Here is a 13,179-nt window from a genome sequence, read left to right as displayed (position 1 = left end):
TCAGATACCCCTATCCCGGGAGGCTGGTTGGGAGACGATGAAGTGCTGGTAGAACGCCGACGGTCGCCTTCCACTGATCGCATGCTAACCAATTCGCAGACAATATCAATACAATACATGAACGAAAACACATATCGTGAAAAGGGACGTGCAGTGTTCCTCGCAGCGATGATGATCCTGTCTGTCGTTGCGATGTCCGCAGCCTTCGTTGGAGGCGCTGCAGCATTCAACGGCGACGCATCTGAAATCGATCAGGATCCGGTTGCCTTCGAGGGCAACCATCCTGAAGGTAGCGGAGATGAAGCGTACATCGAAGTCGTCTTCGACGAAGACGAGAACTTTGATGGAATTGAGACTGACGACATTACCGTTGATGACCGCAACGGAGACGTTACGGTTGACAACGTCTACACCGCTGGTTCGGACGATAATACGGTTCTCGTCGAATTAGACGAGATGGTTTCCGGTGAAACGGAGATTGAGATCGACGGTGAAGAGTATGATGTTACAGTTGCATCCCAGACGATTGACGACCCAAGTGACGGTTCTGATGACAACGAGGAAGAAGCCTACTATGGTGAAACCCTCGCAGTCTTAGGTCTCAACGATGCTGACCAGACCTACGATGTCGAAAGTGAGGACGACTCTGTGACACGTGGACTGGGTTCGGACAGTTGGGTCAATACAATTGACACGGATGACCGTTGGGACGGTGCCGATAATATTACCATCATTTTTGATGATGATGGTAGTAGTTCTGGTGGCGAAGTAACTGTTGACCTTGATGACCTTGGTCTAGACATCGAAACTGACGATGATTCTTACTGGGACACTGATGAAGTTACGGCAACCGCTGAAGCCGACGACATTAACCTCGATGTCCAGTTCGATCTCCTTGATGACGATGGTGATTCCATTGCCTCGGAAAACGAAACTATCGGGAGCAACGGTGAGGCTGAAGCCGAATTCAACCTAAGTGAGATTGATCCTGACCACGAGAACCACACTGTCGAAGTTGAGCAGATCGATACCGGTGTCACGGCTGAGTCTGACGAGTTCACTGTTGAAGAACGGCCTGACGCCGATGTCGAATTCCGCGACAACGTCGTCGAAAACCTCGGTAACGTTGCTGAGATTGTAGTTGACATCGACGACTACGACGACGAAGTCTTCGTCCAGATCGGCGACGCTGAAGACGACAACTATCAGGAACTGATTAGCGTTGAGGACGCAAGTGATAGCGGTAACGTCACGATCCTGTACGACACCTCCGAGACTGGAAGCGACGCGTTCGAGCTCAATGACGATGATGACGAATTTGAGCACATCGCTGAAGTCGAATCAGTCACTGCACCACTCGATGCCGGTGACTACGAGATGATCACTGGCCTTGATCAGGAAAATGATGAGAACGTCACGGATGAGACCGACTCTGCATTCCTCACGTTCGAAGACCGCAGTGAACTCGACGAGGATGCACTTAGCACCTGGACTGCACCAGGTGATGATGATCTCACAGACAACGATGATCTCGAGGACACGAACGTAACGCAAACGAGCGAAATCGCTGTCAGTGACGACGAAATGGATCACACAGTGGTCAAACTTGAGCAGGACGATGTCTTCTCGTTCTTTGGCGAGGAAGATGACCGAGATGCTCTGGATAATGCTGGTGTGAACATTAGCATCACTGAGACTGATCCTGGTCCGAACGTCGATCCCACTACGTGGAGTACTGGTGACGATCACTTTGACGTGACCGTCGTGGAAGCCGAGCAGGATGACGGCGTTGTTACGATCGCTCTCGACCAGAGCAACCTTGAGTCCGAACTCGCTCAAGAAGATGACTACGAACTGAATCTCACGCTCACCGAGGTCAACACGTTCATCGAGGACGAGGACGACGAAGAGAGTATCTCGGTTGAGTTCAGCACCGTTGAAGCAGACTTCGAGCTCAGCGCTGTCGACGAACTGCCAAACGCTGACGCTGACGTAACCGGCGAGACGAACGTCGCACCCGGTACGGAACTCGACACCCGCGCATCCTCCTCCGGTAACTTCTTCATGGATGAAGAGAGCACCGTCGAGGATGACGGCACCTTCACGGTGACCTACGACTTCAGCGACTACGACACTGGCACGGAAGTCGAAGTTGAAGCCTCTGAGTCGTTCCACGACCTTGAGGATGACTTCGAAGCCGAACTCGTCGACGCTGAAGAAGCAATCATCAACCTCGACACTGACGCACCTGCAGAAGTGTACGTTGGTGACGACGCAACCCTTGACGTGACCGTCTCGAACACCGGCGGCGCTGCTGAGGACGTCGAAATCGGCGTTGACGTCGGCGACGAAGCTGTCGCCTCCGAGGACGTCACGCTCGAGGCTGGCGACGAGTGGTCCGAAAGCTACAACATCCCAACCGAGGCTGAAGGCGATGTTGATTGGGGCGTCACCGTTGATGACGACTCCGATAGCGGCACCGTGAGCGTTGTTGAAGAACCTGCAGATGACGACGCACCTGCAGATGACGACGCACCTGCAGATGACGACGCACCTGCAGATGATGACGCACCTGCAGATGATGACGGTGAGGACGACACCGCGGACGATGACGGCACGCCTGGCTTTGGCGTCGCTGTTGCACTGTTCGCACTGCTCGCCGCTGCAATGCTCGCCATCCGCAAGCAGAACTAACTGATCAACTACCGGATTCCATCCGGTCTTTGACGCATCTCGACTTTTCTTTTGACCGCTACACCACCAAGCGACAGCTGTCGCAGGCGCTGATAGTCTTCTTATAGCGATTCTACACGTACAGAATTCCGTAGTCAAACCGACATACGGACAGTCTCCGCTCCAGCAACAACAGTCGGCTGGCTACGAGAACATCTATTCGTTCTGACTACTATCGTCTTTAAGCTTCAAAAGAAAACCAAGGCGGATTCCCCGCCCTTCCGAAAACCGCAGGTTTTCGGCTTTCGCACATCGAAGATTTGCGTCAACACCGTGGGCGGGGTTGAAGCCGACACCCAATCCCGGCTTTTATCAACCTATAGTCGAATCACGCGGATTACAACGCAGCGAAGAACGTTGCCGAACTGTATCTCCGGCGGGGCCATCAGCCGTCCGGTCGGAGGAGCGTCGGTCAATACGCTCTCAAGTCAGGAGCAAGGACGCCGAGTTAGCCAGATACATGGCTCCCCCACTTTCGGGGTAGAGGCCGAGTTCACTGACAAGCCCCGCGCCACCGTGCGCGGGGCAGTTGACTAATTACGAGTAAGCCACTTATCGCACCGATTCGAGACTGGAACGATTAGTTGTTGCTCAATCGTCTGCAGCGGCTGCTTCGAGTTCCTCAGGCGCTTCACGCTCGAGGTCCTCGAGATACTCATCAGCGTCGAGTGCGGCCTTCGAACCCATGCCAGCGGCGGTGACAGCTTGCTGGTAGTGGTAGTCGACGACGTCGCCAGCGCCGAAGATGCCGGGGACGTGGGTTTCGGTCTGGCCGCCGCCGGAGCCGCCTTTCGTCTTGAGGTAGCCGTCGTCGTCCATCTTCACGCCGGTGTTCTCAAGATAGTCTGTGTTTGGCGTGTGGCCGATGGCGAAGAAGACGGCGCCGACGTCGAAGTCGAACTCCTCGGTTTCGGGGTCCTCGAGGCGGTCGGTGGGGTGTCCTTTGTCATTGTGAACGAGCGTGGCGTGGTCGACGCCGTCTGCCTGGGAACCGTGGAGTTCGACCACTTCGGTGTTTTTCATGATCTCAATCTCGCCCTGTTCGACCTTTTCGTTGACGCGGTTGACCCAGTACTGTTCGGCGCGAAACTCCTCGCGACGGTGGGCAATGTAGACCGTGTCTGCGAACTTCGTGAGGAAGGTTGCTTCCTCCATGGCGGCGTCGCCACCGCCGACGACGAGCATGTCCTCGCCGCGGAAAAACGCGCCGTCACAGGTCGCACACGTCGACAGGCCGTAGCCCATCAGTTCATCTTCGCCGGGAATACCAAGCGTGCGAGCGCTTGCGCCCGAAGCGGCGATGACCGCGTCTGCGGTGTAGACGTCGCCGTTGGTGAGTTCGACGCGGAACGGCTGCTCGTCGGCATCGACGGAGTCGATAATGCCGTTTTTCAGGTCGGCACCGAACTGGCGGGCCTGCTCTTTCATGTTGTTCACGAGTTCAGCCCCGCCGATGCCCTCGGGGAAGCCGGGATAGTTCGCGACATCCGTCGTAAGGGTGAGCTGGCCGCCGGGTTCGTCGCCTTCGATGACCAGCGGCTCGTTGTCGCCGCGGCCGGCGTAGATTGCTGCCGTGAGGCCGGCAATTCCGGTGCCGGCGATGATGAGTGTCCGGTGTTCGACGTTGTCGTCACCGTCGTCTGCAATGCCCAGTTTCTCGTCGAGTTCGCCCGTTTCGTCGAGTGCGCTCGTATCGTCCCAGCCGCCGATGAGCTCGTCGTCAATAAAGACTTCTGGCGCAGTCTTGCGGCCGTCTGCGCGCTCGACCATCTCCTCGAATAAGTCGTCGTCGCCAGTGACGTTGTAGGTCTCGTACTCGATTCCTTTCGCATCAAAGAGGTCCTTGGCTTTGTCGCAATACGGACAGTCTGTTTTGGTATAGATCTCGACGCGTGGCTGGTCGCTCATACTCCATAGTTGGGACAGATTGCCTAAACCGCTTGCGTTCTCTGCAACTCGAGGCCGTCTCCTATGACACCAGCCACTCGCGAGAGCCGGCGTCTTGAGGCCAGACCATCCCACATTGCATAGTTGGCTTCCAACCCGATGCCTGTCGACGACTTTACGGCCACGCCAGCGGACACTCGAGTATGGCTGCAGATCTCGAGGAGAAAACCGACCGGTACGGCGCGCTCCTGGCCGAGGCGCTCGAGGAAGCGACGATTGCACCTCGCGAGGGGACGCCGATGGCCGATGCTGCGGCGGAGTGTTACGAAATGGCCGCGTCGTACCTCGAGGATGGTCAGCACTTTCGCGAGAATGATGATCCGGTCAACGCGTTAGCGTCGTTTTCCTACGGGCACGCATGGCTCGATGCGGGCGCACGTATTGGACTGTTCGATGTCCCAACCGAGGGCCATCTCTTTACGGTCGAATAACGCTCCCGCACTCCTGCACCCACGCTACGGACGCCGAACCGTGTTCTCGAGCGTGCCGATGCCTTCGATTTCGATTTCGACCGTGTCGCCGTCCTCGAGTGGGCCGACGCCTTCCGGTGTGCCGGTTGCGATCACGTCGCCCGCCTCGAGGGTGAGGTAGCTGGTGATCTCCGCGATCAGCTCGGAAATCGGGAAAATGAGTTGATCGGTCGAGCCGTCCTGTTTCAACTCGCCGTTGACGCGTGACTGGACGGATGCGCCGTCGGGGACTTCATCGGGTGTTGCAAGCACCGGGCCGAGGGGCGCTGCGCCGTCGAAGGCCTTGCCGCGGATCCAGTTCTGTTCTTTCTCCTGGTCGTCGCGATTCGAGATGTCGTTGACGCAGGTAAAGCCCTCGACGACATCCATTGCGTCCGAGACGGGGACGTGACGGCACTGCTCGCCGATCACGACGCCGAGTTCCGCTTCGTAGTCGATGCGGTCCTTGCCAGCGGGCGCGGTGATGGTGTCGCCGTGTCCGGCGACTGCGTTTGGCGGCTTCAAAAAGAGCAGCGGTCGGTCGGGCACGTCGTTGCCCATCTCGTCTGCGTGGTCTGCATAGTTGCGCCCGATACAGACAATCTTCGAGGGGTCTGTCGGTGCCAGTACGTCGATTTCCTCGCCATCGAGCGCGTAGGTCTGGTTCCCGAATCGAACACGGTCGTCCTCGAGTCTGCCACGTCGAATCGACCCAGCTGGGTCGCGGAATCGGACGTATTTCATACTCGAGTGATGGGATTCCGGCGGCAAAAACGTTGAGATGTCGGCGTCCCTCGCTGGAAGGGAGACATCTCTGGTATCGATTACTGCTCTTGAGTGAGGATTTCGAATTGACTGCTTTCAACTCTGTCTCGAAAGTATTGGCTAAAGACAGTTTCAGGGGGCAAATGGGCACGTCATTAGCTGTCATTGTCGCCGCGGAACGGAAGTCTTTTTACTAGCCCTCGGCAAGCAATGAATGCGTAGAACGCTCCGTTGGTGTAGTCCGGCCAATCATTTCGGCCTTTCGAGCCGATGACCTGGGTTCAAATCCCAGACGGAGCATTTCTCAGCGAACAACTTCGTGAGCTGAGAATGCGACCCTGGATTTGAACGACGCCTGAAAACCTGCTCGCAGTGCTCACAGAACCTCATCAAATTCCAGACAGCATATTCGCCGACCGAATAGAACAACGCGTACGCGCTCGCTTCCGAGGAATCGCGTACTCAGATTGGTTTGTGATCGCAGATTCGCGACCTCGAGGGGACTCGTTTTGTTTGGCACTATGTTGAAACAGCAGAAGACACACGTACTGGTGACCGTTCAACCACAACGTGCCAGACGACTTGAGATAGCAGCGCCAAAACCAATATCTAACAATGGTGGATGGTCACCTGAGACAAATTATGGCACTCTGTGATCTCACCGGCTTTCAACGCGACCTGTTGGTCGTGATCGCCGGCCTAGACCGGCCGTCAGGGCAGACGATCAAGACAAATATCGAAACTGACGCCGATATCGATATCAACCACGGACGGCTGTATCCAAATCTGGATACGCTTGTCAATCGCGGCCTCGTTGAGAAAGGACAACTTGACCGACGAACCAACTACTACGCAATTACTGACGCCGGACGAGAAGAACTTCAAGAGCGAGAGTCCTGGGAGCAGGAGTATCTCGAGGGCGCTGTCGGCTGAGTACCCCGTACAAATCGCCGTTTCTCGCCGTTCGTTCTACTGCTGAGGCGATATCGCTTGCTCGAGTGAGACACACGTCAATAGCCACGATAAACTGAAAGTCGCTATATAGAATGCGGCTACTGCGTCCCTCGAGCGTCGCAACCCCAGCGTTATTGGTACATCCGCAGCGGCTGGGCCTGTGAACTCTCGTCCTGTGCCATTGCTTGCATCTGTTGGGCGAACTGCTCGCGTTTCGCGCGAATTTCTTCGGCGCGCTCGAGGAGGTCGTCAACGTCGATTTCGAGGCCGGCAATCGGTGCGATTGCCTCCTCGAGGAGGATGCCGGCGGCTTCGGGGTCAGGGAACTGTGGGTTGCATTCGACGACCAGCCCGAGGGTGTCGTACTCGAGTTGTGCGCCGCGGTTGATCAACGCGCCAGTTGGACCGGTGATGACACCGTCTTCGGGTGGCTCGTCAACTGCGTGGTCCTCGAGAAGGGTGCTTGCACCACCGGTTGCAACGCCGTAGACGCTCGGCTCCCCTTCCTCGCGATCAGCGGGCAACCCGCTCAAATACAGTGGGGTCGCTCCCTGGTCGACAATCCAGTTCGTGACGCAGTCGGCGACGCTGCCGGCTGCCTGCGCGCTGATCGGGGCGTCGCTCTGAAGCGCCAGCAGATTGTGTTCTTCGGAGACGTAGAGGCGAACCGGCGGGCGGATCGCTCGATCACCGCCGCGGTAGACGCCGATCCGGGGGAGGCCATCGCAGTGGACGCTCGCGTAGTATCGCATCTCGAGTTGCTCGACGAGGTGGTCAGTCGCGATTTTCCCGACGAGGCCGACACCCGGAAACCCCTCGACGAGTGTGGGGTTCTCGAGGTCGATTGGCTCTTCCTGCGTGTTGATCTGTGCCATATGTGAGACGAGTCTCGGCGACGGCATAAAATTGCGGCCGGGAGGGAACGACCGACGGTGTGTGGATCAGGTTACGGCGACAGGACGAGCATCTCCGTCGATCCCCGCTGGAACTCGAATGGAACGGGGACGATTTCGGGGTGGTATCCCTCCGCCTCGAGCGTCGTAATGACGTCCTCGAGTCGGTCGTAGGGCTGTGCGTCGAGTCCCTGTAGCGGAAAAATCCGGACTTCGTCGGCGGCGACACGAGCGAGTTCGCGCAACGCCTCGAGATGGAACTCGTAGTCGAAGCGGTCGCCGTACAGAAACAGCAGGTGCGCCGAGAGCACGACCGAAAACGAGTCGCGGTCGAACGGGAGGGTTGGTAACGCGGCCGCGACGTATCTACCCTGCCGAACGCCATCGGCGTAATCTGTGAGAAACCGTTCGGATGCCCGTCGTAGGTACTGTCGGCGCTCGGCGGGCGAATCGTAGAACGACCACGCGAACAGATCCGACTTCTCCGCGACCTGCTCCGCCACCGACTCGCGGTCCGTTCGACAGCGTCGAGCGAGTGCAGTTGACGGCTGTTCGTAGACGACATCAGCACCAACGGCGTCGATACCGTGTTCGGCCGCCGTCGGAACGAACGACGCAACACCCGACGGACAGTCGAGCACTCGTTTTCCCTCGAGGTCGGTCGGCTCGAGGTCGAACATCGCGACGTACTCCTCGAATGTTCGGCCAATGATCGCACAGTCAGTGACTTCGAATTTCGTCGTATCGCTCATGGTGTCAACTGCTGGTACTGTTGTCGCGAATGTTGTATAAATCTATCCACTAGAGAACAACATAGTACAACAACGTATTTGATTATCCATTCGCTCCTCGAGCCGAGCGCTTCGAAACCCACAAGCGCCGGGCCCCCGAACGCGTCGCCAATGGAGCCATTCGAGCGGTATCGACCGATTATCGACGGTTTCGACGCCTTTCTCGAGGCCTGCGAGCGCCCGCTTGGCAACGCCGTGCGGGTGAACACGATCAAGGCCTCCGTCGAGCGCGCAATTGCGACGCTCGAGGAAGATAGCGTCGCCTACGAGCAGGCCGATTGGAACCCCCGCGTGGTGCGCCTCGAGACGGATTCGCCGGGGTCGACGTGGACCTCGTTTCACGGCTTTACCCACGGGCAAGAGGAGGTCTCGGCGGTGCCGCCGGTCGTCCTTGATCCCCAGCCCGGCGAGCGCGTCTGGGACTGCTGTGCCGCGCCGGGCGGGAAGGCGACCCAGCTCGCGGCGCTGATGGACGACCGCGGAACCGTGGTCGCGAACGACAACAACCTCGGGCGCATCTCGGCGCTGCGATTCAACGCCGAGCGATTGGGCGCGACCAGTCTCGCGGTGACGAACGACGACGCGCGTAACTACTCGCTCAAGCGCTTCTCGTTCGACGCGTTCGACCGCACGCTCGTCGACGCCCCCTGTTCCTGCGAGGGGACGATCCGCAAGAACCCCGATGCACTCGAGAACTGGTCCGAGGGTCACATCGACACCATCGCGGGCATTCAGAAGGGGATCCTGCGCCGTGCGGTTCAGGCGACCCGCGAGGGCGGCCAGATCGTCTACTCGACGTGTACCTTCGCACCCGAGGAGAACGAAGCCGTCGTCCAGCACGCCCTCGAGACCGAATCCTGCGAGGTCGTCGACTTCGACCTCGGTCTCGAGCACGCGCCCGGACTCACCGAGTGGGACGGCGAGCGCTTCGACGACTCGCTCGAGCAGGCGGCGCGAATCTACCCGCACCACAACGATACGGGCGGCTTTTTCGTGGCGAAACTGGAGGTGACCGCCTGATGGGCGATTCTGATGACTCGCTCGAGCAAAACGACGGCCAGCGATTCGGTCGGCTGCCGGAAACGCCCGCCGAGCGAACCGTCGAGGGCCGCGCCAGCCGCGAGGAGGTCGTCGACTACTTCGAAGACCGATTCGCCATCCCGCCCGAGACGTTCGACGAGCACACGTTCTGGGAGAAAGGCGCCGGCAAAATCTGGATCTACGCGGGCGACGCACCCACACCGCTCGAGATCGAGGCCATCGGCATGACCTGCCTGCGAACGCGCCAGGAACACTGGAAGCCGACGACGGACTTCGTTCAGCGCGTTGGCCACCACGCCGAGGCGTGCGTGATCGACCTCGAGCGCGAGGAGGCGACGGCGTTCGCCGCGGGCGAGGATCAGGAGATCGAACGCTGGGAGGGCGACTGGGGGTACCTGATCGCCGCTCATACCGTGGCCGGCGAGCGCGAGCCGCTCGGGATCGGCCTCTACGTCCACGGCGAACTGCGCTCGATGGTTCCGAAGGGTCGACAGCGAGACCTGTAACCTCGCGTTCGATCACTCGTTCCGTCGATCCGGCCGCATTCAGGCTGAGACACTAAGTGTCGCGTTGGACTACTGACGGTATGGCCGACGACGGTGCGACGGGGACGACCGACGCCGATCCGACCACCGGTGACGACGCCGACGACCGCCCCGCCGCATCACAACCCGATACCAGCCTCGGCAATCGACTCGGGGTCGGCGAACTCGTCCAGTGGATGTTTCTCTACGGCGACCGGTGGGTGCTCTCGGTACTCTTGCTCGCGGGTGTCTTCGTCGCCACACTGGCGCTGATCCAGGTTGATCTGGTCACGCCCGCCGAAGCCGGCGATATCACGGCCATCTCCGCGGCGCTGATCGGCGGCATGCTCCCGTTTATCACCGTCGTCCTCGCGATCAACCAGCTCATCCTCTCCGAGGAATTCGGCTCGACGGGCACCTTTCTCGAGCGCCTTGAGGAGACCCGAGAGTATCGTGAACGGATCGAAGACCACACCGGCTATCGCCCGACGCCGGCCGAGCCCGCAGCGTTCCTGCGCGTGCTGATCGAAGCGAAGCGACGGACTGCGCTCGGACTCCAGAACATCTGTCAGGGCGCCCCGGCTGACCTCCGCGGGGATATCGAGGCGTTCATCGCGAACACCGATTCGCACGACGAGCGCGCGATGGACACGCTCGAGGACGCCCACTTCGGCACGTTCGAGGTGATCTCGGTGATCCTGCACTACAACGATCCGTGGCAACTCCAGATCGTCCGCCGACTACGCGAGCGCAATCGCATCGCGCTCTCGACAGACGCCGACCGGCAACTCGAGCGACTCGAGGACCTGCTCCACGATATCCACGTCGCCAGGCAGTACTTCAAGACGGTCTACATGCAACAGGAACTGGCCGACCTCTCGAAGATTCTGCTCTACGTCGGCTTCCCGACGCTGCTCGGCGGCGCGTTCATCGTCGTCTCCTACGGCAATCTGCTCGCACTCGAGTTACACCCGTCCGTCTACGCCGTTGTCGTCGCCACGACGATCACGGCGCTGTTCAGTCCGTTTGCGGTCTTGCTCGCGTACGTGCTTCGCATTGCGACTATCGCCCGCCGCACCGCGGCCGATTTCGGCCCGTTCGTCCTGCAACAGGAGCTTCCAGAGGAGGAGACTGACGCCGGCGACTCGTCCTGAGAGCACTCGGCGATAGCCGCCTGCCGTCGCCTGATTAGTCCGATGACGACAGTTCCGGCAATCCGGCTTCGATCTCCCCGCGTCGGTCCTCGAGCCACTCCGGGAGGACGAGTTGGTCGCCCAGTTCCTCGAGGTCTTCGTCGACCGTATAGCCCGGCGATTTGGTTGCGAACTCGAAGAGCACGCCGCCGTACTCGCGGGTGTAGACCGAGCGGAACCACGTGCGGTCGATGATCTCCGTGGGCCGCAGCCCCCGGTCGATCAGGAACTCGCGCCATGCCTCCTGCTCGTCATCTCCGACCTCGAACGCGACGTGGTGGACGGTTCCCGCGCCGGGCAGTCCCTGGGGTGCCTGCGGATCCTCGTCGACATCGACGATGGTTCCGAGTTCGCCGGTGCTCTCGTATCGCCGCCGCGTTCCCTCCTGCCCGACCGCGTCGTAGCCCATCGCCTCGAGCAACTCCGTCGTCGGCTCGGCGCTCGTCAACGAGAGCGTCACGCCGGCGAAGCCGCGGATCGCATGGTCGGCTGGCACGGGACTCTCCGGCAGGTTCGCTTCGGGTACGTCCGCGCGGGCGACCAGTTCCAGCGGGAGGCCGTCGGGGTCGTCGAACGGCAGCACAGTGTCGCCGAACCGCTCGAGTGGCTCCGCAGGATTCGCGCCCGCGCTCTCGAGGCGGTCGCGCCAGAACTCGAGGCTCCCCTCGGGGACGAGAAACGAGACGGTACTGACCTGGCCGGTGCCGACCTGTCCCGGACGGGCGTCGGTGTAGGGAAAGAAGGTCATGCTCGTCCCCGGCGAGCCCTCGTGGTCGGCGTAGAACAGGTGATACACCGAGACGTCGTCCTGGTTGACGCTCTGTTTGACGAGGCGCAAGCCGAGCGTTTCGGTGTAGAACGCGTAGTTTCGCGACGGATCGCTCGCGACGGCGGTCACGTGGTGAATGCCGGGCGTCTGGGGCATAGCGTTCGTACGGGTTCGAGCGGAATAACGGTACCCCGGCGTTCGCATAGCCGGCGACCGCAGGTTCGTTCCGACTGCTCACTCGCACACCGCGCCGACGAGCGACCGCACCGTCGCCGGCCCGTTCTCGAGAGTTGCCCGCGGAAACCGCCGCCTGCCGCCCGCCAGGGCGAACTCGAGTGCGCGCGTCGCGTCCTCGAAGACACCCTCGCCGTGCCCGACAAGCACGCGCTCGGGCTCGAGCCGGCGAAGTGACCGTGGCGGGGCAAGTCGACGCAGGAGTTCCAGCCCCAGCCGTTCCTCACCGACGGTAAACGGCGCTATCGTCCCCATCGAGTCGGGAACGTACAGCGTTCCGTGGGGCTCGGCGTGGAGGATTGCCTCGGTCCACGTCGGCATCGGCTCGCAGCGCGTCACCTGGATCGCGGGCTCGAGATCGCCGTCGTAGTACCGGATCGGTGCATCGACGCGCTCCGGGACGCGGCCCATCCACGTCGGCACGGAGACGGGCACGTCGTAGGTCCGGGCGAACCAGTCGGCATCGCGGGCGTGCCAACTCGAGCAGATGGCGACGCCGGCAACATCCTCGTCGACCGTTTCTATGAGGTCGGTCACGCCCGCAGCTCGCAACGGGTCGAGCAGCCAGAGCCCCTCCGAACCGCGAACAGCGTGGCTGGCGCGCAGTCCGTCCTCGTCGGGATGGGCGATCCAGCCGATGCCGTCCGCCCAGCGATCAATCTCGCGGAACGACTCCGACTCGCCTCGCGAATATGTCATACCAAAAAACGGAATCGAATCGGCATAAATCTCAGTGTCGTCGAGACACTCGTAATTACCGCACTCGAGAAGCGGTCACCGCTTTCTGAAGGTACAAGGGAGTCCTGGTTAAACTCCGTACTCGTGTCGTCAGTTTCCGGCCCGGACGCGTCGTCGCTCCGGCCTCGAGTGCTCGCCCTCTGGCGAC

Annotated in this window: 12 protein-coding genes, 1 tRNA gene and 1 pseudogene; 8 read left to right on the top strand and 6 right to left on the bottom strand. The window is 60.2% G+C overall.

Going from position 1 to position 13,179, the window contains the following annotated elements; genetic code table 11:
* Positions 1 to 117: 117 nt before the first annotated feature.
* Both B2G88_RS08435 and B2G88_RS19885 read left to right on the top strand, forming a co-directional pair.
* Positions 118 to 2,694 (top strand): BGTF surface domain-containing protein, encoded by a 2,577-nt coding sequence (locus tag B2G88_RS08435; RefSeq protein ID WP_176393203.1) that lies wholly within the window; start codon positions 118 to 120, stop codon positions 2,692 to 2,694.
* A 362-nt stretch (positions 2,695 to 3,056) separates the two neighbouring features.
* Positions 3,057 to 3,185 (top strand): annotated as a pseudogene (locus B2G88_RS19885) (RNA-guided endonuclease InsQ/TnpB family protein); the annotation flags it as partial.
* A gap of 139 nt (positions 3,186 to 3,324) precedes the next feature.
* On the opposite strand, the gene B2G88_RS08425 reads toward B2G88_RS19885, so the two are convergent.
* Positions 3,325 to 4,641 carry an FAD-dependent oxidoreductase gene (locus B2G88_RS08425; RefSeq protein WP_087714519.1) on the bottom strand — a complete coding sequence of 439 codons (1,317 nt, stop codon included), beginning with the start codon at positions 4,639 to 4,641 and terminating at the stop codon, positions 3,325 to 3,327.
* A gap of 182 nt (positions 4,642 to 4,823) precedes the next feature.
* Between B2G88_RS08425 and B2G88_RS08420 the strand changes: the two genes are divergently transcribed.
* Positions 4,824 to 5,111, top strand: coding sequence for a DUF357 domain-containing protein (locus B2G88_RS08420; RefSeq protein ID WP_054864121.1), 288 nt, complete (start codon positions 4,824 to 4,826; stop codon positions 5,109 to 5,111).
* Between the two features lie 24 nt (positions 5,112 to 5,135).
* On the opposite strand, the gene B2G88_RS08415 is transcribed toward B2G88_RS08420, so the two are convergent.
* Positions 5,136 to 5,873, bottom strand: coding sequence for a fumarylacetoacetate hydrolase family protein (locus B2G88_RS08415; protein ID WP_087714518.1), 738 nt, complete (start codon positions 5,871 to 5,873; stop codon positions 5,136 to 5,138).
* 246 nt (positions 5,874 to 6,119) lie between these two features.
* Here B2G88_RS08415 and B2G88_RS08410 point away from each other — a divergent pair.
* Both B2G88_RS08410 and B2G88_RS08405 read left to right on the top strand, forming a co-directional pair.
* A tRNA-Glu gene (locus tag B2G88_RS08410) sits at positions 6,120 to 6,194 on the top strand.
* A 342-nt stretch (positions 6,195 to 6,536) separates the two neighbouring features.
* Complete coding sequence (locus B2G88_RS08405; RefSeq protein ID WP_054864124.1) at positions 6,537 to 6,827, top strand: PadR family transcriptional regulator; 291 nt, start codon at positions 6,537 to 6,539, stop codon at positions 6,825 to 6,827.
* Between the two features lie 152 nt (positions 6,828 to 6,979).
* On the opposite strand, the gene B2G88_RS08400 is transcribed toward B2G88_RS08405, so the two are convergent.
* Both B2G88_RS08400 and B2G88_RS08395 read right to left on the bottom strand, forming a co-directional pair.
* On the bottom strand, positions 6,980 to 7,723 hold the full coding sequence (locus B2G88_RS08400; protein ID WP_054864122.1) for a proteasome assembly chaperone family protein: 744 nt from the start codon (positions 7,721 to 7,723) through the stop codon (positions 6,980 to 6,982).
* 71 nt (positions 7,724 to 7,794) lie between these two features.
* The gene (locus tag B2G88_RS08395; RefSeq protein WP_087714517.1) at positions 7,795 to 8,493 is read right to left on the bottom strand and encodes a hypothetical protein; all 699 of its coding nucleotides are present in this window, start codon (positions 8,491 to 8,493) and stop codon (positions 7,795 to 7,797) included.
* Positions 8,494 to 8,643: 150 nt separating this feature from the next.
* On the opposite strand from B2G88_RS08395, the gene B2G88_RS08390 reads away from it, so the two are divergent.
* From B2G88_RS08390 to B2G88_RS08380, 3 genes are all read left to right on the top strand, one after another.
* Positions 8,644 to 9,552 (top strand): RsmB/NOP family class I SAM-dependent RNA methyltransferase, encoded by a 909-nt coding sequence (locus B2G88_RS08390; protein WP_087714516.1) that lies wholly within the window; start codon positions 8,644 to 8,646, stop codon positions 9,550 to 9,552.
* Entirely contained in the window at positions 9,552 to 10,079 is a 528-nt protein-coding gene (locus B2G88_RS08385; protein WP_087714515.1) for a DUF7122 family protein, read from the top strand. Before B2G88_RS08390 ends, B2G88_RS08385 begins: the two co-directional genes overlap by 1 nt.
* 80 nt (positions 10,080 to 10,159) lie before the next feature.
* Positions 10,160 to 11,251: a hypothetical protein gene (locus B2G88_RS08380; RefSeq protein WP_054864123.1), complete on the top strand. Its 1,092-nt coding sequence runs from the start codon at positions 10,160 to 10,162 to the stop codon at positions 11,249 to 11,251.
* A 34-nt stretch (positions 11,252 to 11,285) separates the two neighbouring features.
* Here the strand turns inward: B2G88_RS08380 and B2G88_RS08375 are convergent, their stop codons facing one another.
* Positions 11,286 to 12,215, bottom strand: coding sequence for a ring-cleaving dioxygenase (locus B2G88_RS08375; RefSeq protein ID WP_087714514.1), 930 nt, complete (start codon positions 12,213 to 12,215; stop codon positions 11,286 to 11,288).
* Between the two features lie 78 nt (positions 12,216 to 12,293).
* Positions 12,294 to 12,992: a hypothetical protein gene (locus tag B2G88_RS08370; protein ID WP_087714513.1), complete on the bottom strand. Its 699-nt coding sequence runs from the start codon at positions 12,990 to 12,992 to the stop codon at positions 12,294 to 12,296.
* Positions 12,993 to 13,179 lie beyond the last annotated feature (187 nt).

It is taken from the genome of Natronolimnobius baerhuensis (assembly GCF_002177135.1).
GTDB classification, from domain to species: Archaea; Halobacteriota; Halobacteria; order Halobacteriales; family Natrialbaceae; genus Natronolimnobius; species Natronolimnobius baerhuensis.
This window is presented reverse-complemented; position numbering and strand designations above follow the sequence as displayed.

Excerpts from the sequence above, each read along its gene's own strand:
- B2G88_RS08435 (WP_176393203.1), top strand. The coding sequence starts at position 118 with ATGAACGAAAACACATATCGTGAAAAGGGACGTGCAGTGTTCCTCGCA.
- B2G88_RS08425 (WP_087714519.1), bottom strand. The coding sequence starts at position 4,641 with ATGAGCGACCAGCCACGCGTCGAGATCTATACCAAAACAGACTGTCCG.
- B2G88_RS08420 (WP_054864121.1), top strand. The coding sequence starts at position 4,824 with ATGGCTGCAGATCTCGAGGAGAAAACCGACCGGTACGGCGCGCTCCTG.
- B2G88_RS08415 (WP_087714518.1), bottom strand. The coding sequence starts at position 5,873 with ATGAAATACGTCCGATTCCGCGACCCAGCTGGGTCGATTCGACGTGGC.
- B2G88_RS08405 (WP_054864124.1), top strand. The coding sequence starts at position 6,537 with ATGGCACTCTGTGATCTCACCGGCTTTCAACGCGACCTGTTGGTCGTG.
- B2G88_RS08400 (WP_054864122.1), bottom strand. The coding sequence starts at position 7,723 with ATGGCACAGATCAACACGCAGGAAGAGCCAATCGACCTCGAGAACCCC.
- B2G88_RS08395 (WP_087714517.1), bottom strand. The coding sequence starts at position 8,493 with ATGAGCGATACGACGAAATTCGAAGTCACTGACTGTGCGATCATTGGC.
- B2G88_RS08390 (WP_087714516.1), top strand. The coding sequence starts at position 8,644 with ATGGAGCCATTCGAGCGGTATCGACCGATTATCGACGGTTTCGACGCC.
- B2G88_RS08385 (WP_087714515.1), top strand. The coding sequence starts at position 9,552 with ATGGGCGATTCTGATGACTCGCTCGAGCAAAACGACGGCCAGCGATTC.
- B2G88_RS08380 (WP_054864123.1), top strand. The coding sequence starts at position 10,160 with ATGGCCGACGACGGTGCGACGGGGACGACCGACGCCGATCCGACCACC.
- B2G88_RS08375 (WP_087714514.1), bottom strand. The coding sequence starts at position 12,215 with ATGCCCCAGACGCCCGGCATTCACCACGTGACCGCCGTCGCGAGCGAT.
- B2G88_RS08370 (WP_087714513.1), bottom strand. The coding sequence starts at position 12,992 with ATGACATATTCGCGAGGCGAGTCGGAGTCGTTCCGCGAGATTGATCGC.